This window comes from Pseudomonas sp. H11T01, from assembly GCF_048515765.1.
Classification (GTDB): domain Bacteria; phylum Pseudomonadota; class Gammaproteobacteria; order Pseudomonadales; family Pseudomonadaceae; genus Aquipseudomonas.
In genome coordinates, this window is sequence record NZ_JBLYED010000006.1 from 231,232 (window position 1) to 250,498 (window position 19,267).

Sequence of the window (19,267 nt, forward strand, 5' to 3'; positions counted from 1 at the left end):
AAATCAGGGCGCGAAACTGGGCTCTCTCCCTAAACGGTCGATCAGAAGCGCGGTTTAAAGCCCGGTAGACTGTTGGCCAAGCACCAAGCCTGAATTGTCTGCACGACCCCTTCTGCTGAATTGTCCGCACCATCTTCAGGGTAATAGATCAGATCAGAACCACCTGCACCCGCCGCAAGGCTGTTTAGGTGTGCTATTAACTCAGCCTGAAAATCCTCTGTCCCTTCACAGTCTTTTATAGACTGAATCAGTGCTTTGAACTGGTCTTCGGTGTAGTCAGAAAGTGCGCTCTTAAGCTCCATCACTGTACCTCCCTATGAATATCTATATGATTTTTTGGGGTGTTAGCCCGCAGATTATCCACGTCATAAACAGCGCCGCCATCAGCAATATGCTCAACATGGTGCAGTTCAAAGGAAATCCGCTTTCCTATCTGATCACGCACACGAGTCGTTGGTGCTAGTCCCTTTACAAGCCTTTTAATGTTGTCTTGATTGAATTGACTGCTCAACTCTGGATCATTTCCGACGGCGATCCAAAACGCCTTCCTGAACGCATCGAAGCTAGCAAACTCGCGGCCTCTGAGCTGGTCGGCAATTCGTGTCGGAACGGGCGCCCCCAGCCCAACACCTGCCCCGGCGAGCCAAATCTCCGTCACGTCTTGACCAACGCCCGTAACCACACCCGGCGCACCACGCACATTGAGCGAGATATAGACCGGCAGGATTAGCGGATGACTCGGGAACCAGATAATGGCGTCCCGGAAGTCGGGCGGGTTTGCCGGGTGCTCATAGTGTTGCTCGGCCTGTTTGGCTTCTGGAAAGACAAACGCCGCAGGTAATGGCGGGGCTCCTTCCAGCGCTGGGATGCCCAGCACCCTGCTGGTATCGACGGCAGGTGTCCAGATCAGCTCTACGCCGTCGCCCAGATCGGCGACCAGTTGATCACCGCGTACAGGCGCGAAACTGAGATCCCCCCTGAAAGGTCGATCAGAAGCGCGATTTAAAGCCAGGCAGACCGTTAGCTTCGCGCCATTCTTTTATGGTCTGGGTGATGCCTTCGGCTGAGTCGTCAGCGCCTGGCTCGGGGTGATAGATCAAGTCCATCTTTTTTGGATGGCCGACAATTTTATTGAAATGAAGCAGAAGCACGTCGGCTCTGTCATCTGTTGGTGCAGCATCTTCTTTAAAAATCTCCTCCAAAAACTTAACAAATTGATGTTCGGTGTAATCAGAAAGGTTGTCTTTTATGTACGGATCGTTCATTTTTTCACCTTATTTCTGGTGTACTTCAACGTGATTCTTAGGGGTATTGACCCTCAAATTGTCTACGTTGTAGACCTCTCCGCCTTCGGATATCAACTCAACATGATGTATTTCATGGGAGATCCTAGAACCAGCAATATCATCAATATTAGCTCGGGGAGCCTTCCCTGCGCTCATACGAACGAGGTCTTTTGAAGAGAACTGCTGGCCTAGATCAGGATCTCTCGAAATCTCTATCCAGAATGCCCGCCTGAACGAATCGAAGCTGGAAAACTTCCGCCCCCTCAGCTCATCCGCAATGCGCATCGGGATCGGTGCCCCCAGCCCTGAGCCAGCGCCTGCCAGCCAAATCCCCGTCACGTCTTGACCAACGCCCGTAACCACACCCGGCGCACCACGCACATTGAGCGAGATATAGACCGGCAGGATTTGCGGATGACTCGGGAACCAGATAATGGCGTCCAGGAAGTCGGGCGGGTTTGCCGGGTGCTCATAGCGTTGCTCGGCCTGTTTAACTTCGGGAAAGACAAACGCCGCAGGTAATGGCGGGGCTCCTTCCAGCGCTGGGATGCCCAGCACCCTGCTGGTATCGACGGCAGGTGTCCAGATCAGCTCTACGCCGTCGCCCAGATCGGCGACCAGTTGATCACCGCGTGCGGTGGCGGCAATCAGCGGAACGCTTCGCCACGCTGAGTTGTTGCCGGTGTACACCCCGAACGCGCTGACCGACTCTGCGGGCAGATGTTTGAGGTTGATCCGTACGCCGATGTTGGCCACGGTCAGATTGGCGAATTCTTCGGTGCTGTAAAACGCAGTGTCAGACGCAAAGGTATTGGGCCAGAGCATGGCAACGGTACCCGCAATGCCACCTGCGACAACGCCTGTGCTGATAGCAAGATCAGACAGACCCAGCGACACCGAGCCACCGAGTCGCCCAGCCAGGGTCAGTGCCGTGGTTGAGCCGCCGATCAGTTGGAGTGGTGTACCCGCCGAGGTGATGGCTTCACCGGTACTGAGCACGGCATAGGTGCCGTAATTGCCCAACCCCTCAAAGGGCACGGGACCGCCGGGATAGCAGACCTGCCCCTTGGCCACGCTGATGGATTTGGCGAATGTGTGGTCCTGGACGGATGGCGGTTTTAGGCGCTCTGCTTTTTTGCGCTCTTCATATCGGCGAATGAGTTCAGCTTGTCGGTCGCGGTCGGCTTGTTGAACTGCTTGATACCGACGTACTTCTTCCTCTCGCGCCTGTTTACGCTCCAGAGCTTTTTGTGCTTCGGTAGGCCTGAATGGCTCCGTCCTGCTTGGTAGAGGTAGCGGAGTAACGACGTAGGGCCATTTTTTGGACCGTATCAGCCCTCGACGCTTGAGTGATTCATCACTTTCCTGAGACAGCTCCTGGGGCATTGTTTGTACTCTGCATACATTAAATCCATTTATGAGCGCGGCAGAATAACCGTACTAAACAGGTGTCACAACGACCCAGTTCATCCTTGCGTGGAAGGTGCGCTCCAAATTACAATTGGGAATACTTCTCAATCTCAAAGCAATGACCAGCCATGAGCGATTTGTCCGCAGCCACCCATAATCACCTGCGCAATGTCGAAGCCCTTTATACCGGCCATCACGGCTGGTTATACGCCAGGTTGCACAGGAAACTGGGCAATGCTCTGGATGCGGCGGATCTGGTTCATGACACCTTCACCCGCATTCTTGCCTCCAGGGTGGCCATCATTGATGAGCCCAGGGCCTATTTGAGCTGTGTCGCCAAGGGCATCCTCGTCAATTGGTGTCAACGCAAGGCCCTTGAACGCGCTTATCTGAGTGCTTTAGCGCAACTGCCCGAACCTCAAGCCCCTTCTCCAGAGCAGCGTTACATCGTTCTTGAAACGCTGCACGAGATAGACGCCATGCTGGATACCCTGCCGGCGCCGGTCAAACGCACGTTCCTGCTTTCGCAAATAAGCGGCATGAAGTACGAAGAGATTGCCCGTCAAATGGGCGTATCGCTGATTAGCGTAAAGCGCTACATGAAGCAGGCATTCCTGCAATGCCTGATGCTGGTGGAGTGATGCCGACTCGCCGCAGCAACTCGAACATTGATCCTCTGATCCTCAACGAAGCGGCCGAATGGCTGATGCGCTTGAGCGAGAGCAGCGTCACCGATACCGATAGAGCCGAATGGGAACGCTGGCGTGCCAGCAGCCCCGAGTGTCATCGGGCCTGGGCGCGTGCGGAACTGCTGTTGAGCAAATTGGGCGGACTGCCGCCCTCGTTGGCGATGTCGGCGCTGGACCGCCCCGCCAACCCGGGCCGCCGCGCCGCCCTGACAAAACTGGCGACGATACTGGCCCTGGTTCCGACAGGCTGGGGAAGCTGGAAACTGGTCGAATCGCAACAGTGGACGGCCGACTATCGATCGGCTGTCGGCGAGCGTCGCGAGCTGACGCTGGCCGACGGTTCGCAGATCACCCTGAACACCGACACTGCCGTCGACGTGCGATTTGACGCCGACCAGCGTCTCATCCGGCTGCGCCAGGGAGAAGTTCTGGTACAGACCGCACCGGATCCTTCTTCCACCGCCCGACCTTTCCTGGTCAGTACCACCGAAGGCCTGATGCAAGCGTTGGGCACCCGCTTTACCGTCCGCGAACTCGCCGGACGTACGCAGCTCGCCGTGCTGGAGGGCGCCGTGAAGGTCGAGTTGTCGAGCGCAACGCTCGATGCACCGCTGGTGGTGAGTGCTGGGCAACGCACGGACTTTTCTTCTCGGGCCTTCGACAGTGTCAAACCTGCGGACAAGTCCGTCAGCGCCTGGGCCCAAGGCATGTTGATGGCCGACAACATGCGCCTGGCCGACTTCGTCGCCGAGCTGGCGCGCTATCGCAGCGGCTTCGTTCGCTGCGACCCGGCGATTGCCGATCTACGCATCTCCGGCGCCTTCCCCATCAGCGATACCCAACGAACCCTGAACATGCTGGTACAAACCTGGCCGATCGTCGCCACGGGCCATTTGAACGGTTATTGGGTGTTGCTCTCCCCCGCTTGAACAGCACGCCGCAAAAAAACTTGCAGGAGGGTGATACTTTTTTTGATCTCGACTGGCAAGGGAAGGAAGAACTTCTCAATCTCGTCGAAAGGGTCATCACTCCATGTCCGTTGTACGTCCTCTGCGTTCGGATCGCTCGTTGAAGCTGGCTATCCGCAGCGCGATGCTAAGCCTTGCCCTGACCGCCGCCACAAGCCCCAACAGCTGGGCAGCCGCGCCTGCGCAATTGGATGCAGTCGCCACCAGGACCTATGACATCGCGGCCGGTCCACTGGGCCAGACGCTCGCAAGCTTTGCCATCGACAGCGGCATCGCCCTGTCATTCCAGCCCGCGTTGACCGAAGGCCTGACAAGCCCCGGACTGTCCGGCACCTATTCGACCCAGCAAGCCACTGCGCACTTGCTGGCTGGCAGTGGGCTGGAAATGGTCGGCAGAAGTGACGGCAGCTATACGCTGGCCAAACGCCCGACTGACGACGCCGGCGGCTTGACCCTCTCCGAGACCACCGTCAGCGCCGCCGAGGTACGCCAGGATACGTTGCCGCCGGTCTACGCCGGCGGACAGGTCGCCCGTGGTGGACGCCTGGGCATGTTAGGCAACAAAGACCTGATGGACGTCCCGTTCAGCGTCAGCAACTACACCTCGACCCTGATCAAGGATCAGCAGGCCGTGACCGTGGCAGACGTGCTCGAGCGCGATTCCTCGGTGCGCTCCACCGGTCAGGCTGGCGGCGTCGTCGACTCGTTTTTCATCCGCGGTTTTCCGGTCGGCGAAGGCAATTTGGGGGAACTGGCGTTCGATGGCGTCTACGGCGTTGCGCCCAACTATCGAGTGTTCACCGAGTACGCCGAACGGATCGAAGTGATCAAAGGCCCCGGCGCCCTGCTCTACGGCATGTCTCCGAACAGCGGTGTGGGCGGTGTGATCAACATCGTCCCCAAGCGATCGCTTGACGAGGATCTGACGCGGTTCACCGCCAGTTACGCAACGGATTCGCAAATCGGTGGGCACATCGACCTGAGCCGTCGCTTCGGCGATGAGCGCCAGTTCGGCGTGCGCATCAACGGCAGCACCCAGCAAGGTGATACTGCGGTCGACAAACAATCGCGCGACGTGGACATCGGTGCGATTTCCCTGGATTACCAGGGCGAAAGACTGAGAACAACCCTGGATTTGATCAGCCAGGAAGAACAGTTCGATGCACCTTCCCGGCCGTTTCTGATCGCGTCCGGCGTAGACATCCCGTCGGCGGCCAATGGCAGCAAAAACGTGACCCAGGACTGGGGCTGGTCGGATACGAAGGACAAATCCGCACTGTTGGGCGCCGAGTATGACTTGAGCGACGCCTTGACCGTCTTTGCCCATGCCGGTGGCGGGAAATCCGAGGTGTCGCGGTTGTCCGACCAGACCCCGACCATCCTCAACGATGCTGGCGATACCCGCTCGATTCCGGGTTATTACAAATTCGAGGTCGAACGCTACACCGTCGATGCCGGCGCTCGTGCCCGCTTCGACACCGGCCCGATCAGCCACGCCACCACCTTGCAAGTCACCCGCTACCGCGACGAGCTGTCCAGAGGGATCATTTCCGGCCCGGCCATCCTGTCCAATATCTACCACCCCACGGACAGCCCAAAACCGTCTATTGCCACTCCGGACGCGCTGAAGATTTCCGAAACCGAATTGTCCGGCGTCGCGCTGGCCGACACCTTGTCAGTGCTAGACGAGCGCCTGCAAGTCACCCTCGGATTGCGCAAACAGAACATTGAATCGGACAATTTCAACGCGGCCGGCGCGGTGACGTCTTCGTACGATAAAAGCGCGATGACGCCGCTCTTCGGGCTCGTGGTCAAACCCTGGGAGCACGTTTCGTTTTACTACAACTACATCGAAGGATTAAGCAAAGGCGATATCGCGCCGGCGACTGCTTCAAACTCGGGTGAAATCTTCAAACCCTACATCTCCCGCCAGCAAGAAGTCGGCGTCAAAGTCGACTACGGTACCTTCACCTCAACCTTGAGCCTGTTCCAGATCAAGAAGCCCAGCGGCGAACTGGCTGCCGGCGTTTTCTCGGTACAGGGCGAGCAACGCAACCGTGGCGTGGAGCTGAACATATTTGGCGAGGTCACCGACGGTGTACGCCTGCTCGGTGGCGTGACATTCCTCGATGCCGAACTGACCAAGACCGCCACGGCTGCCAACCGTGGCAACACCGCCGTAGGCGTACCCGACGTGCAGGCCAATCTCTGGGCCGAATGGGACACGCCGTGGATCGAGGGCGTTACGCTGACCAGCGGTGCGATCTACACCGGCAGCCAGTACGTCAATCAGGCGAACACCCAGGAGCTCGATCCCTGGACCCGGATCGATGCGGGTGCTCGTTACACCACCCGCATTGAAGGGCGACCGACGACCTTGCGCGCCACGGTACAAAACGTATTCAACCAAGAGTACTGGTCTGGCGTTGCCTCTTACGGCGCCTTTTCACAAGGCGCGCCACGCACCTTGCAATTATCGGCCACCGTCGATTTCTGAAACGTTTAGAGCGCGTGCAACGGCTTTGGCCTTTGCACGCCCATCACCCAACGGCAGGATGTTCAACTATGGCATTTCAACATCGACGGAGCTGCGCGTTCATCGCCCTTCTGTTCGCAGGATTTCTAGGGGCCGGCGCCTTCGCTTCGATATTCCCTCGCAGCGCCGTCGCAGCCAGTCAGGACCCGGCCATGACTACCGTGACCGATCTTCTTGGCCGCAAGGTTCAGGTTCACGTACCGGTCAGACGGGTGATTCTGGGCGAAGGTCGCCAACTCTATCTGGTGGCAGCCCTGGATACGTACAATCCGATTCAACGCATCGTCGGCTGGCGCAAGGACCTGATTCAGTCCGACCCGGACACTTATGGCGCCTACCTGCGGGCTTTTCCCAAGATTGCCGACATCCCGACCTTTGGTGGATTTGAAGAGGGAACGTTCGACATAGAGCAGGCTATTTCGCAACAGCCGGACGTCATCATCCTGAACATCGAAGCCCAGCATGCCACTGAGGATGCTCGTTACATCGAGAAGCTCAACGCGTTGGGTATTCCCGTGGTGTATGTCGACTTTCGCAATAACCCGATGGAAAACACCGAGCCGACCATGCGCCTGTTCGGACAGCTATGGGGCCAGCAAGCGCGCGCCGAAGCATTCATCAGCTTTCGTCAGCAGCAAATCGCCCGGGTCACCGATGTCATCAAGGCTAACCAGCCGCTGCGCCCGAAAGTGTTTATCGAGCGCATCGGCGGTTACACCGACGATTGCTGCCTGAGTTTTGGCAACGAGAACTTCGGCAGATTTGTCGAAATGGCCGGCGGCGACAACATTGCCAAAGGCATCATCCCCAGCACCTTTGGCCAACTGAACCCGGAGCAGGTGATCGTCGCCAACCCCGATCAGGTGGTCGTCACCAGCGCCAACTGGGAAGCCTTTGCCCCGAAAGGTCATTGGGTCGGCGTCGGACCGGGCGCCGACCTGGCGCAAGCCCAGCACAAACTGCAGTGGTACACCCAGCGCCCCGCCTATGCCGGAATAAAGGCTCAGGACAGTCGTGAGTTTCATGCCATCTGGCATCAGTTTTACAACAGCCCCTACCAGTTTGTGGCGATTCAACAGTTGGCCAAATGGTTGCATCCGACGTTATTTGCCGACCTCGACCCGGACGCCTCGTTCCGCGAACTGCATGAGCGTTTTTTGCCTGTTGCGTATGAGCCGGGCTATTTCGTGAGCCTGAAAACACCGGAGGGCAAGCCATGAGTTCTTTGGGCACAGCGGACATCGCACAGCGCGATACCTACCGCAAACTGGTATTACGCAAGCGCCTGATCCTGGGCGCTATCGCCGTTCTACTGCTGATGAGCGTTCTGCTCGATCTCGCGCTGGGGCCGGCCAGCTACAGTGTCGGCGAGGTACTGAACGCGCTGCTTTCACCCGACACAGCCCCCGCTCAAGTGCGGGTGGTCATGTGGGAGATCCGCCTTCCCGTGGCCCTGATGGCAGTGGCTGTGGGCGCCGCCTTGTCGCTGGCCGGTGCGCAGATGCAGACGATCCTCAACAACCCGCTGGCCAGCCCCTTCACCCTGGGCATCTCCGCCGCCGCCAGTTTTGGGGCGGCCATGGGCCTGGCATTTGGCGTTGCCTTATTCCCACTCGCCGCGCAATACATGGTTCCGCTGAACGCCTTTATCATGGCGATGCTCTCGGCTTTGCTGATTCATGTTCTGAGCATGCGCCGCGGGGTGACCGCAGAGACCATCGTCCTGCTGGGCATCGCCCTGGTGTTCACCTTCAATGCGCTGCTGGCACTGGTGCAATTTTTCGCCACCGAGCAGGCGGTCGCTGCGGTGGTGTTCTGGACCATGGGCAGCCTGACCAAAGCCACGTGGCCCAAGCTTGGAGTGATATGCCTGGTGATACTGATCACCCTTCCGGTCTTCGCCAAACGTGCCTGGGCCTTGACTGCGCTTCGCCTGGGTGACGACAAGGCGGCCAGCTTTGGCATCAACGTCCGGCGCTTGCGTTTCCAGACCTTGATCATGGTCAGTCTGCTGGCTTCATTCCCGGTGGCCTTCGTCGGTACCATCGGATTTATCGGTCTGGTAGGACCGCATATCGCCCGCATGCTGATTGGTGAGGATCAACGTTTCTTTCTGCCGGCTTCACTGCTGACCGGGGCACTTATCCTGTCCGCGAGTTCGGTGATCAGTAAAACCTTGATCCCGGGCGCGATCTTCCCTATCGGGGTCGTGACCTCGCTGATCGGTGTGCCGTTTTTCATATCTCTCATTCTCAGCGGGAAGAAGAACTCATGGTGAACATACAACTTGAGAACCTCGGTGCCCGCTATGGCAATCGACAGGTTATTTCAGGCGTGACCACTTCGACTTTTTTTGGCGGCCAGGTGGTCGCGGTGGTGGGGCCCAACGCTGCCGGCAAATCGACCCTGTTCAAACGGATGGCCGGACTGATCGATGGGCCGGGACAGGTCATTGTGCAGGACTCGAAAAAGGGCCTCCAGGGCATTTGCTACATGCCCCAAGGCCTGAATGCCAGTGCCCGATTGACGGTCTACGAATCGGTCCTGCTGGCACGCAAGCAGCTGACCCCAGGCTGGGTGGTGCATGACGATGAGTTGAAACTGGTGGATCAGATCCTCGGGGCCTTGGGAATCACCGACCTCTCCTTTCGAAATCTCGGCGAACTCAGCGGTGGTCAGCAGCAGTTGGTGTCCATCGCGCAAACCCTGGTTCGCGAACCGGAAATCATGCTCATGGACGAACCGACCAGTGCTCTGGACATGCATCGACAGGTGCAGGTACTGAACTTCATGCGCTCACTGGCCAGAAAGCGCGAAGTCATTGTGTTCATCGCGATCCATGACCTGAACCAGGCACTGCGTTTTGCCGATCAGGTGCTGGTCATCGCCAACGGCACGACGCAAGGCAGTGGCCCCAGTGAGGACGTCATCTCGGTGCAGATGTTGCGTGACGTCTACAACGTCGAGGCGCGAATCGAGAAATGCACGAGAGCGGTCAGCCACATCATCGTCGACGGTATCGTTGCAGAAGTTGACGTGAATCATTGTGAAGTTAAAGATCTGCCTCGCACACTCAACGGCCAATCGAATTGACATTCTTTTTACATTTACTTAACGTTTTTTTCTCATTCCCAGCACTAAATTGCGCTCCGACTTGACATGAGAATGATTCGTATTGTTTGTGCGATTTGCGCGTACTTTTACCGACATTCCATAACCGGCTTGCCACCATAACTCTTCGAAAAACCGCTGGAGCTGCCAACAGAATGACTTTCCGTATCCCTGCCTTCCTCAAAACGGCATTGCTGACGACCGCTCTGTTGAGCGCTGGCCATGCGTACGCGGCTCCAAGCGCCGACGGCATCGTGGTTTACAACGCTCAACACGAAAGTCTGACCAAGTCCTGGGTAGAAGGCTTCACCCGTGAAACGGGGATCAAGGTCACCGTGCGCAATGGCGATGATACCGAGATGGGCAACCAGATCGTGCAGGAAGGTGCCGCCTCCCCAGCCGATGTGTTCTTGACCGAAAACTCGCCTGCCATGGTACTGGTGGACAACGCCGGCCTGTTCGCGCCAGTTGCACCCACTACCCTTGAGCAAGTGGGTTCGGCCTATCGTCCGGCCCATGGCAAATGGGTTGGCATCGCAGCCCGCTCCACCGTGTTTGTCTACAACAAGAGCAAACTGACCGAAGCCGACCTGCCAAAGTCCCTGCTTGACCTGGCGTCCCCAAGCTGGAAAGGCCGCTGGGCCGTGTCGCCTGCTGGTGCCGACTTCCAGGCGATTGTCGCCGCTGTACTGGAACTTAAAGGTGAGGCCGCTACCCTGGATTGGCTGAAGGCGATGAAAACCAACGCCACCGTCTACCGCGGTAACAGCGCAGTGCTCAAAGCGGTGAATGCCGGCCAGATCGACAGCGGCGTGATCTACCACTATTACAGCTTCGTCGATCAATCCAAGACCGGCGAGAACAGCAAGAACACCTCCCTGCACTACTTCAAACACAAAGATCCGGGAGCCTTTGTCAGCATCTCCGGTGGCGGTGTTCTGGCGTCCAGCAAACACAAGGAAGAGGCTCAGGCTTTCCTGAAGTGGATTACCGGTAAAGACGGTCAGGGTATCCTGAAGACCGGCAACTCGTTCGAGTACGCAGTGGGCGTGAAAGCTGAATCCAACCCTAAACTGGTTCCGTTGCAACAGCTCGACGCCCCGGTGGTCGACGCCTCCAAACTCAACAGCAAAAAGGCTGTCGAGCTAATGACTCAGGCAGGGCTGCTGTAATTTGATGTCAGAGCAAACCATGGTCTCAGACCCTGCTGGAGTCGCTTCGGCGACTCCAGCGAACCTTCGTCGACGATCGCGCGGTTCCTTCGGGAACCGCAGTGGCACGTGGGTGGCCGGATTATCCATTCTGGTCTCGTTACTGGCGCTGTTGCCGATCGCCTTCGTTCTCGGCGTTTCCTTGCAGACTGGATGGGCAACCATCGTCGCGCTGGTGTTCCGGCCACGGGTCGCGGAGCTATTGATCAACACCGTTTTGCTGGTGGTGATCACGATTCCCTTGTGTGTTGCACTGGGCGTAGCTCTGGCCTGGCTGACCGAGCGCACTGACCTGCCCGGTCGGCGCTTGTGGTCACTGCTGGCGACCGCCCCCCTTGCGGTGCCGGCGTTCGTGCACAGCTATGCGTGGGTCAGTCTGGTCCCACCGATTCATGGGCTGTTTGCCGGGGTATTGGTCTCGGTCATTGCCTATTTCCCCTTTCTCTATTTACCGATTGCAGCAACGCTGCGACGTCTTGATCCGGCCATCGAAGATGTGGCCGAGTCACTGGGCCTCAAGCCTTGGGCCGTGTTTTTCCGGGTTGTGTTGCCCCAGCTGCGTTTGGCTATCGGCGGTGGCGCCTTGTTGGTCGGGCTGCATCTGCTGGCTGAATACGGCCTCTACGCGATGATTCGCTTCGACACCTTCACCACTGCGATCTTCGATCAGTTCAAGTCCACCTTCAATGGCCCCGCCGCCAACATGCTGGCAGGCGTGCTCGCGCTGTGCTGCCTGGCCATGTTGACCGCTGAGTCGGCCAGTCGCGGCCAGGCCCGTTATGCGCGGGTGGGATCCGGGAGTGCTCGCCTGCAGCGGATTTTGCGGCTGGATCGCAAGACCACAGCCTTGGCGCTGACGCTACCGATAGTGAGCAGCGTGCTGGCACTCGGCGTGCCACTGATCACCTTGGGCAAGTGGCTGATTGCTGGCGGCGCAGAAGTCTGGAAGCTGGGAGATCTTCTGCCAGCACTGGAGCAGACGCTGCTTCTTGGGGTCGCTGGCGCGATCATTACCACCTGCGCGGCGATCCCCATCGCCTGGCTGTCGATCCGCTCGCCGGGACGACTGCACCGCGTGCTGGAAAGCTGCAACTACATCACCAGCTCCTTGCCGGGCATTGTCGTCGCCCTGGCATTGGTGACCATCACCATCAATTTTGCCCGGCCGATTTACCAGACCACGATCACCGTACTCCTGGCTTATGTGCTGATGTTCCTGCCCAGAGCCTTGGTCAGTTTGCGCGCGGGCATTGCCCAGGCACCGGTTGAGCTGGAAAACATGGCCCGCAGTCTGGGCCGTTCGCCCAGCCAGGCGCTGTGGCTGATTACCCTGCGACTGGCGGCACCGGGTGCCGCCGCAGGTGCTGCACTGGTGTTTCTGGCGATCACCAATGAGCTGACCGCCACCCTGCTGCTCGCCCCCAACGGGACTCGCACCTTGGCCACCGGTTTCTGGGCCATGACCAGCGAGATCGACTACGCCGCCGCTGCGCCTTATGCGTTGATCATGATCCTGCTTTCGCTTCCGTTGACCGGACTTCTTTACCATCAATCCAAACGCACGGCGGGCCGATGAACGCTCTTGAATTGACCTCGATCAACAAATCCTTTGGTTCGCAGCGGGCCCTGGAGAATATCCACCTGTCGATTCCGGCAGGCAGTCGCACCGCGATCGTCGGTCCTTCCGGTTCGGGCAAAACCACCTTGCTGCGCACGATCGCCGGGTTCGAATTTCCTGACTCGGGCAACATCGTGCTCAATGGCCAGACGCTGGTCGATGACTCGAGCCAGGTGCCGGCCCACCAGCGAATGATTGGCTATGTTCCGCAGGACGGCGCCCTGTTCCCGCACATGACGGTAGCCGGCAACATCGGCTTCGGACTTACCGGTAACGCGGCGTCGAAACAGCAACGGATTGCCGAGCTGATGGACATGGTCGCGCTGGACTCACGCATGAGTCAGCGCTGGCCTCACGAGCTTTCAGGTGGTCAGCAACAACGGGTAGCCCTGGCCCGCGCCCTCGCGCAACGCCCCCGGTTGATGCTGCTGGACGAACCGTTTTCTGCGTTGGACACCGGCCTGCGCGCCTCCATGCGCAAGATGGTGACACGACTCCTGAGTGACGCCGGCGTCACGACCATCCTGGTGACTCACGACCAGGCCGAAGCGCTGTCCTTTGCCGATCAGTTGGCCGTCATGCGCCAGGGCCGACTGGTGCAGGCAGGCCCGCCCATGGACCTTTATCTGCAGCCCCATGACGAGGAAACGGCATTTTTCCTCGGCGACGCCGTGATGATGCCCGCCGTGATCAAAGATGGCCGGGCGGCCTGCGACCTGGGGCATGTCCACGTCAACGAGGCCTCTCCAAACGGCGCCGCACGGATCATGTTGCGGCCCGAACAGCTCCAGATATCCGGCAAAAACGCTATCCAGGACCCGACGCAGGGATGCTTCGGGGTCGTCACAGAACGCGATTTTGGCGGCAATACCTGCACCCTGACGGTAGAACTGAAGGTGCCCTCCCCATCCATCGATGGACAGCCATCGGGCCGGTCCTTGATGGTGCGCAGCTCTGGTATCCATGCGCCTGCAGTAGGGACCACGATACACATCTACACAGAAGGCCACGCTCACGTTATGGCCCAATGCCCGTAAGTTAAGTGAACAGAAGGCTTGAAACCGCGAAGATCTAATGTGGGAAGGGCCGGGCCCTTCCCACACTAGAATCGCTTTGTTCTAGAGATCGCGCATCCTTAACTTACTGGCATTGCGGTATGCCCGGTGTCCTGCGCAACACCTCGTTCCTTTACCGCAGATTCGCTACTATGTTTGCCCCGCGTTCCTTGTCTGCGGATTTCTTGATTCTGGAGCCCGAATGCCTAGTCAAAAGGACATCGCCGCCGAAAGCGGCGCACCGATGATTCCTGAACAGCGTCGTGAGTTGATGCTGCGCCAGTTGCGCAAGCATCAGGTGCTGAGCGTTCATCAGTTGATGGAAATGTTCGACTGTTCGCACATGACCATACGCCGCGATATCGCGCTGCTTGAACAGGAAGGACGTGCTTATTCGGTAACCGGTGGAGTGCGAATCGCCAGCCAGCTCCACACTGAGCCCAGCCATCAACTCAAGGCGGTGGTCGAGTTGCCGCAGAAGCAGGCCATGGCCAAGCTCGCGGCGCGGCTGCTGCATGCCGATATGACGATTTATCTGGATGCGGGAACCAGCACGCTGGAAATCGTCCCCTACATCAAGGCGCTGTCCGGCATGACCGTGGTGACCAACGACTTCGGCATTGTCCAGGCACTGATCGAGGCGCCCCATGTCACGGTGATTCATACCGGCGGGCAGCTGGATCACTCCAATCAATCCTGCGTGGGCGGTTTGGCGGTGGCCACCTTGCGTCAGGTCGTTACCGATATCGCCTTCATATCGACCAGCTCATGGGATTTGCGTCGCGGCCTCACCACGCCTTCGGCGCTGAAGGTGGAGGTCAAGCAAGTCGCGATGCAATCGGCTTCGCAAGTGGTGCTGGTGGCCAGCAGTTCGAAGTACGGCACGTTCAGCATGTACAAGATCGCCGGGCTCGAGCAGTTCGACATCATCCTCAGCGACGACGCGCTGACCCCTGCCGCGGCCGATAGCATCCGCAAGCAGGGTGTGGAACTGCTGTTGCCTTCTGATAGCAGCGTCTAGCGCGCCTTCCAGTCCCGCAACCACTGCAAGCCGGCCGACGTATTGCCACGCGGCCGGTATTCGCACCCTACCCAGCCGTCATAGCCCAACTGGTCGATCAGTTCGAACAGGTAGGGATAGTTGACTTCTCCCAGGTCCGGCTCATGCCGGTCCGGCACGCCGGCAATCTGGATATGGCCGATGCCGTCGAAGTCCCTACGCAGTTTAGTGGCCAGGTCACCTTCGACAATCTGGCAGTGATAACAGTCGAACTGAACCTTCAGGTTACGGGCGCCCACTTCCTTGCAGATGGCCTGGGCCTGATCCTGTCGGTTGAGGAAAAAGCCTGGCATGTCCCGCGTATTGATCGGTTCGAGCAATACCGTGACGCCGACCTTGGCCGCTTGGGCAGTCGCGTAACCGAGGTTTTCCAGGTAAATGCCGTGATGCCGTGCCCGGTCACTCTCGGAGGGTAGCAGGCCTGCCATGACGTGGATTCGTGAGTTCCCCAGCACAGCGGCGTATTCCAGTGCTCGATCAAAACCGTCACGAAACTCACTCTCCCGGCCCGGCAATGACACCGTGCCCCGCTCGCCCGCCGCCCAATCGCCGGGCGGTGCGTTGAATAACGCCTGCACCAGGCCGTTGTCGCTCAAGCGCTGTTTGAGTTCTTGAGCGCTGTAGTCGTAGGGAAACAGATACTCCACCGCTTCGAAACCATCGGCGGCAGCGGCGGCGAAGCGATCCAGAAACTCATGTTCCGGGTAGAGCATGCTGAGGTTGGCAGCAAAACGAGGCATGGTAGCTCCTAGGATAAAGGGTTAGACAAACGGCCAGATCAACAAGGTAATACAGAAACCCAACGTACCGAGCAAGGTGGTCAACACGGTCCAGGTGCGCAAGCCGTCGGCCACGTTCAGCCCGGCCAGCTTGGTGAAGATCCAGTAACCGGCATCATTGATATGGGACATGGCCAGCCCGCCACCGCCCATGGCCAGGCACAGCAGGGCCATGTGGTTCGGAGTGAGATTGAGGGTCGCAATCAGCGGGCTGATGATGCCGGCGGTGGTCACCAGCGCCACTGTGGTCGAGCCCTGCACCGCACGCAACAACATGGTCAGCAGAAAGCCCAGCGCGAGCACCGGCAGACCGGTGGTGCGCAGCATATCGGAGACCACGGCGCCGATACCGGTATCCACCAGCACCTTGCCGAATACACCGCCAGCGCCAGCAATCAGGATCACCATGGCCACGCCGGGCAAGGCCGAGCCGATCACATCGGACACCTGAGTACGGCTCCAGCCACGACGCGAACCCAGCAACCAGGCACACAGCAAGGTGTCGATCAGCAACGCCACCAGCGGCGCACCGAGCACGGTCATGATGCCGCGCAGGATCGATTCGGCCGGCAGCAACGAGGTGGACAGCGTCCCCAGCAGAATCAGAATGATCGGTAGCGCGATCAGGCTGACGATCATACCGAAACCCGGCGGCGGTGCCGGCGGCAACTTGGAGACGATGCTGCTGGTGGACTCTTCCAGGCCCATGTGCGACACGGCCACAGCAGCTTGTGCAGTGCTCTTGTCGTTGCCATTGGCCCAGGCAGCCAGATCTTCATTGGTGACATGCGGGCCGTAGACCTCGGCACGAATATCGTCGGTCATCGGGTACACCCGACGGGTCATGCGCCCGGCCACACGGTAGCCGACATAGCAAAGGAACGCAGTCAGCGGCAGACCGAACATCAGCACGCGGCCGAGGTCGGCGCCCAACTGGCTGGCAGCGGCCACTGCGCCCGGGTGTGGCGGCAGGAAGGCGTGTACGGTCAACAAGGCCGCGCACATCGGCAGTGCGAACACCAACAGCGGCTTACGCGCACTGCGAGCGACACCATAGGCCAGCGGCATGAGGATGATCACACCGACCTCGAAGAACACCGGCACCCCGACCATGAAGCCGGCAATCGTCAGCGCCAGCGGCGTGCGTCGGTTGCCGAAACGGCTGATCAAGGTCTTGGCCAGCGCCTCGGCACCGCCGGAGAGCTCGATGATCCGCCCGATCATCGCGCCCAGGGCAATGATGATCGCGATATGGCCCAGGGTCTTGCCCATACCGCCTTCGATGGTGGCGACCAGATCGGCCGGCTTCACCCCGGCCACCAGCGCCACCAGAATGCTCACCAGCATCAAGGCCACGAACGGCTGAAACTTGTACTTGAGCACCAGGAACAACAACAGCGCGATGCCCACTCCTGCGGTCACCATCAGGATTAACGGGCTCATTTCAGAAACCCTCCACACCGGGTGAACGAAAGGGTTCTTCTGAAAATGCCGCAGTGAAGGTGAGTCATGCCTGGATTTCCTCTTGTTATTGTATTTTTAGGCAAGCAGGGGCCATCGAGAGCCGCTGCGCGTCTCCCGGACAGGGCCTGCGTTATCGATCTGTCGTGTTCTATCAGCGCTCTACCAGTGCGCGCCGAAGGTCTCTCGCAGCTCGTCCAGCGCTGCCTGATCGAGCGGTTCGGGCTTGGGATTGCTCATCAGCCAGAGCCGTGCGGTTTCCTCGAGTTCTTCCAGGGCGTAGCTGGCCCTGGAGACCGAACTCTCCCAGACCACCGGCCCCAGCCGTTCAAGCATCACGCCGCGAACACTGTTGGCCAGCTGCGCGACCTGTTCGGCGACCTTTGGCGAGCCGGGACGCTGGTAGCCAATCAACGGGATATGCCCGACTTTCATGACTTGATAAGGCGTCAGCGGCGGCAGGATGTCGTCGGGCTGCCACACACCTGCCAGCGTCAACGCCACCAGATGAGTGGAATGGGTATGCACCACGCCACCGACACTCGGGTTGCGGTCGTAGACCTGGCGATGCAAGGCCAGGGTCTTTGAAGGCTTGTCACCGGACACCCATTCGCCGGCCAGATTGACCTTGGCGATCGTCGCCGGGTCGAGGCGGCCGAGGCAGACATCGGTCGGCGTGATCAGCCAGCCGTCGTCCAGGCGTGCGCTGATATTACCGGCGCTGCCGACGGTGTAACCGCGCTCATAAAGGCTGCGGCCAACCTCGCAGATTTCTTCGCGCAATGCATTTTCGTTGCTCATCGCGCACCTCCAGCCAGTTGCTTCAAGGCCTTGCTGAAGAAATCGCGGCCACCGAAGTTGCCCGATTTAAGTGCCAACGCCAACGGCTCATCAGTACTGCTGACGGTCGCCGGCACACCTGGATCGATCTGCGCGCCGATCTGCAGCAGTTGCACGCCCAACGCCTGAACCACGGCGCCCGAGGTTTCACCGCCAGCGATCACAAAGCGACGCACACCACTCTGGCGCAGGCCCTGGGCGATTTCACCCAAGGCGTTTTCCACCAGAGCGCCGGCCCGTTCGACGCCCAGCTGTTGTTGCACGGCCTTGACCTCATCCGGCGAACTGGTGGCGTAGATCAACACGGTTTCTTTGTTGTCCTTGGCGAAGGCCAACGCTTGGGCAACGACCGGTTCGCCAGCCGCCAAGGCCAATGGATCAATCCGTAGCGCCGGCCGGCCGGCTTCGAGCCAGGCGGCCACTTGCCCATTGGTGGCCACCGAGGCACTGCCGGCCAGCACCGCCTCACCGCCGAGTACCGCCGGGAGACTCGAGGCATCGAGGTCGCGCAATTTGCCGGCGCGACGGAAGTTGTCCGGCAAACCCAAGGCCAGGCCCGAACCACCCGTCAACAACGGCAGATCGGCGCAGGCGGTACCGAGGGTGTACAAATCGCTGTCCGACAAGGCATCGGCGATTGCCATGCCGACACCTTGATCCCGCAATTCGGCGATTCGCCCACGAACCTGCTCGGCCCCTTGGGCAATGGTGTCGTAGCGCAACAGTCCAACACTCAAACCGGTCTGCGATTGCAGGACCCGCACCAGGTTGGCATCGGTCATTGGCGTCAGCGGGTGATGCTGCATACCCGACTCGCTGAGCAACTGATCCTGAACAAACAAGTGGCCGCGAAAGATCGTCCGGCCATTCTCCGGAAAGGCCGGGCACGCGAGGGTGAAGTCGCTGCCCAGTGCCGCCAGCAGCGCTTCGCTGACCTGACCGATATTGCCGGCGGCGGTGGAGTCAAACGTCGAACAGTACTTGAAGAAGATCTGCTCGCAGCCTTGCTCACGCAGCCAGGCCAGTGCCGCGAGGGACTGTTCGACCGCTTCGGCGACCGGAATAGTGCGCGATTTCAGCGCGATGACGATCGCATCGGCGTCGAGCCCGGCGGCGACATCGCTGCTCGGGATGCCGATGCTTTGCACGGTGCGCATTCCGCCGCGCACCAGCATGTTGGCCAGGTCCGTGGCACCGGTGAAGTCGTCGGCGATGCAGCCCAGCAATGGACGTGTGTTCATTG

The 19,267-nt window shown here is 59.4% G+C and carries 17 protein-coding genes and 1 pseudogene; 10 read left to right on the forward strand and 8 right to left on the reverse strand.

The genetic code is table 11. The features are described 5' to 3' along the window. Positions 1–41: 41 nt before the first annotated feature. Genes ACN1C3_RS10540 through ACN1C3_RS10555 form a run of 4 tightly spaced genes read right to left on the reverse strand, consistent with a single transcriptional unit; the run spans position 42 to position 2,672 of the window. Positions 42–302, reverse strand: coding sequence for a bacteriocin immunity protein (locus ACN1C3_RS10540; protein WP_419115744.1), 261 nt, complete (start codon positions 300–302; stop codon positions 42–44). Beyond that, the gene (locus ACN1C3_RS10545; protein ID WP_419115836.1) at positions 302–1,012 is read right to left on the reverse strand and encodes an S-type pyocin domain-containing protein; all 711 of its coding nucleotides are present in this window, start codon (positions 1,010–1,012) and stop codon (positions 302–304) included. The genes ACN1C3_RS10540 and ACN1C3_RS10545 overlap by 1 nt, the downstream gene beginning before the upstream one ends. Continuing rightward, a complete protein-coding gene (locus tag ACN1C3_RS10550) occupies positions 990–1,265 on the reverse strand; it encodes a bacteriocin immunity protein (RefSeq protein ID WP_419115745.1) in 276 nt (91 codons plus the stop codon). Before ACN1C3_RS10550 ends, ACN1C3_RS10545 begins: the two co-directional genes overlap by 23 nt. A gap of 9 nt (positions 1,266–1,274) precedes the next feature. After that, complete coding sequence (locus tag ACN1C3_RS10555) at positions 1,275–2,672, reverse strand: S-type pyocin domain-containing protein (protein WP_419115746.1); 1,398 nt, start codon at positions 2,670–2,672, stop codon at positions 1,275–1,277. Between the two features lie 152 nt (positions 2,673–2,824). Here ACN1C3_RS10555 and ACN1C3_RS10560 point away from each other — a divergent pair, with 152 nt between their 5' ends. The 10 genes and pseudogenes from ACN1C3_RS10560 (at position 2,825) to ACN1C3_RS10605 (ending at position 14,905) form a co-directional block, all read left to right on the forward strand. Continuing rightward, a complete protein-coding gene (locus ACN1C3_RS10560) occupies positions 2,825–3,337 on the forward strand; it encodes a sigma-70 family RNA polymerase sigma factor (RefSeq protein WP_419115747.1) in 513 nt (170 codons plus the stop codon). Further along, positions 3,337–4,314, forward strand: coding sequence for a FecR domain-containing protein (locus tag ACN1C3_RS10565; RefSeq protein ID WP_419115748.1), 978 nt, complete (start codon positions 3,337–3,339; stop codon positions 4,312–4,314). Before ACN1C3_RS10560 ends, ACN1C3_RS10565 begins: the two co-directional genes overlap by 1 nt. A 103-nt stretch (positions 4,315–4,417) precedes the next feature. Next, positions 4,418–6,850: a TonB-dependent siderophore receptor gene (locus ACN1C3_RS10570; protein ID WP_419115749.1), complete on the forward strand. Its 2,433-nt coding sequence runs from the start codon at positions 4,418–4,420 to the stop codon at positions 6,848–6,850. 68 nt (positions 6,851–6,918) lie between these two features. After that, the gene (locus ACN1C3_RS10575) at positions 6,919–8,109 is read left to right on the forward strand and encodes an ABC transporter substrate-binding protein (RefSeq protein ID WP_419115750.1); all 1,191 of its coding nucleotides are present in this window, start codon (positions 6,919–6,921) and stop codon (positions 8,107–8,109) included. Beyond that, positions 8,106–9,167, forward strand: coding sequence for a FecCD family ABC transporter permease (locus ACN1C3_RS10580; protein ID WP_419115751.1), 1,062 nt, complete (start codon positions 8,106–8,108; stop codon positions 9,165–9,167). The genes ACN1C3_RS10575 and ACN1C3_RS10580 overlap by 4 nt, the downstream gene beginning before the upstream one ends. Then, positions 9,161–9,913, forward strand: a pseudogene (locus ACN1C3_RS10585) (ABC transporter ATP-binding protein); the annotation flags it as partial. The gene ACN1C3_RS10580 and the pseudogene ACN1C3_RS10585, both read left to right, overlap by 7 nt. A 242-nt stretch (positions 9,914–10,155) precedes the next feature. Beyond that, entirely contained in the window at positions 10,156–11,172 is a 1,017-nt protein-coding gene (locus ACN1C3_RS10590; RefSeq protein ID WP_419115752.1) for an iron ABC transporter substrate-binding protein, read from the forward strand. A 19-nt stretch (positions 11,173–11,191) separates the two neighbouring features. Beyond that, the gene (locus ACN1C3_RS10595) at positions 11,192–12,787 is read left to right on the forward strand and encodes an ABC transporter permease (protein WP_419115753.1); all 1,596 of its coding nucleotides are present in this window, start codon (positions 11,192–11,194) and stop codon (positions 12,785–12,787) included. Then, on the forward strand, positions 12,784–13,866 hold the full coding sequence (locus tag ACN1C3_RS10600; RefSeq protein WP_419115754.1) for an ABC transporter ATP-binding protein: 1,083 nt from the start codon (positions 12,784–12,786) through the stop codon (positions 13,864–13,866). Before ACN1C3_RS10595 ends, ACN1C3_RS10600 begins: the two co-directional genes overlap by 4 nt. Before the next feature lie 220 nt (positions 13,867–14,086). Further along, entirely contained in the window at positions 14,087–14,905 is an 819-nt protein-coding gene (locus tag ACN1C3_RS10605; RefSeq protein WP_419115755.1) for a DeoR/GlpR family DNA-binding transcription regulator, read from the forward strand. Here ACN1C3_RS10605 and otnI read toward each other — a convergent pair. The 4 genes from otnI to otnK all read right to left on the reverse strand — a co-directional run bounded on the left by otnI (position 14,902) and on the right by otnK (position 19,265). After that, a complete protein-coding gene (otnI, locus tag ACN1C3_RS10610; protein ID WP_419115756.1) occupies positions 14,902–15,684 on the reverse strand; it encodes a 2-oxo-tetronate isomerase in 783 nt (260 codons plus the stop codon). The genes ACN1C3_RS10605 and otnI overlap by 4 nt on opposite strands. Before the next feature lie 21 nt (positions 15,685–15,705). Next, positions 15,706–17,166, reverse strand: a complete 1,461-nt coding sequence (locus ACN1C3_RS10615) for an SLC13 family permease (RefSeq protein WP_419115757.1) — start codon at positions 17,164–17,166, stop codon at positions 15,706–15,708. 180 nt (positions 17,167–17,346) lie between these two features. Further along, complete coding sequence (locus ACN1C3_RS10620; protein WP_419115758.1) at positions 17,347–17,985, reverse strand: aldolase; 639 nt, start codon at positions 17,983–17,985, stop codon at positions 17,347–17,349. After that, positions 17,982–19,265 (reverse strand): 3-oxo-tetronate kinase, encoded by a 1,284-nt coding sequence (gene otnK, locus ACN1C3_RS10625; RefSeq protein WP_419115759.1) that lies wholly within the window; start codon positions 19,263–19,265, stop codon positions 17,982–17,984. The genes ACN1C3_RS10620 and otnK overlap by 4 nt, the downstream gene beginning before the upstream one ends. Positions 19,266–19,267: the final 2 nt, after the last annotated feature.

Excerpts from the sequence above, each read along its gene's own strand:
- ACN1C3_RS10600 (WP_419115754.1), top strand. The coding sequence starts at position 12,784 with ATGAACGCTCTTGAATTGACCTCGATCAACAAATCCTTTGGTTCGCAG.
- ACN1C3_RS10565 (WP_419115748.1), top strand. The coding sequence starts at position 3,337 with ATGCCGACTCGCCGCAGCAACTCGAACATTGATCCTCTGATCCTCAAC.
- otnK (WP_419115759.1), bottom strand. The coding sequence starts at position 19,265 with ATGAACACACGTCCATTGCTGGGCTGCATCGCCGACGACTTCACCGGT.
- ACN1C3_RS10590 (WP_419115752.1), top strand. The coding sequence starts at position 10,156 with ATGACTTTCCGTATCCCTGCCTTCCTCAAAACGGCATTGCTGACGACC.
- ACN1C3_RS10615 (WP_419115757.1), bottom strand. The coding sequence starts at position 17,166 with ATGAGCCCGTTAATCCTGATGGTGACCGCAGGAGTGGGCATCGCGCTG.
- ACN1C3_RS10595 (WP_419115753.1), top strand. The coding sequence starts at position 11,192 with ATGGTCTCAGACCCTGCTGGAGTCGCTTCGGCGACTCCAGCGAACCTT.
- otnI (WP_419115756.1), bottom strand. The coding sequence starts at position 15,684 with ATGCCTCGTTTTGCTGCCAACCTCAGCATGCTCTACCCGGAACATGAG.
- ACN1C3_RS10540 (WP_419115744.1), bottom strand. The coding sequence starts at position 302 with ATGGAGCTTAAGAGCGCACTTTCTGACTACACCGAAGACCAGTTCAAA.
- ACN1C3_RS10580 (WP_419115751.1), top strand. The coding sequence starts at position 8,106 with ATGAGTTCTTTGGGCACAGCGGACATCGCACAGCGCGATACCTACCGC.
- ACN1C3_RS10575 (WP_419115750.1), top strand. The coding sequence starts at position 6,919 with ATGGCATTTCAACATCGACGGAGCTGCGCGTTCATCGCCCTTCTGTTC.
- ACN1C3_RS10560 (WP_419115747.1), top strand. The coding sequence starts at position 2,825 with ATGAGCGATTTGTCCGCAGCCACCCATAATCACCTGCGCAATGTCGAA.
- ACN1C3_RS10555 (WP_419115746.1), bottom strand. The coding sequence starts at position 2,672 with ATGCCCCAGGAGCTGTCTCAGGAAAGTGATGAATCACTCAAGCGTCGA.
- ACN1C3_RS10605 (WP_419115755.1), top strand. The coding sequence starts at position 14,087 with ATGCCTAGTCAAAAGGACATCGCCGCCGAAAGCGGCGCACCGATGATT.
- ACN1C3_RS10620 (WP_419115758.1), bottom strand. The coding sequence starts at position 17,985 with ATGAGCAACGAAAATGCATTGCGCGAAGAAATCTGCGAGGTTGGCCGC.
- ACN1C3_RS10550 (WP_419115745.1), bottom strand. The coding sequence starts at position 1,265 with ATGAACGATCCGTACATAAAAGACAACCTTTCTGATTACACCGAACAT.
- ACN1C3_RS10570 (WP_419115749.1), top strand. The coding sequence starts at position 4,418 with ATGTCCGTTGTACGTCCTCTGCGTTCGGATCGCTCGTTGAAGCTGGCT.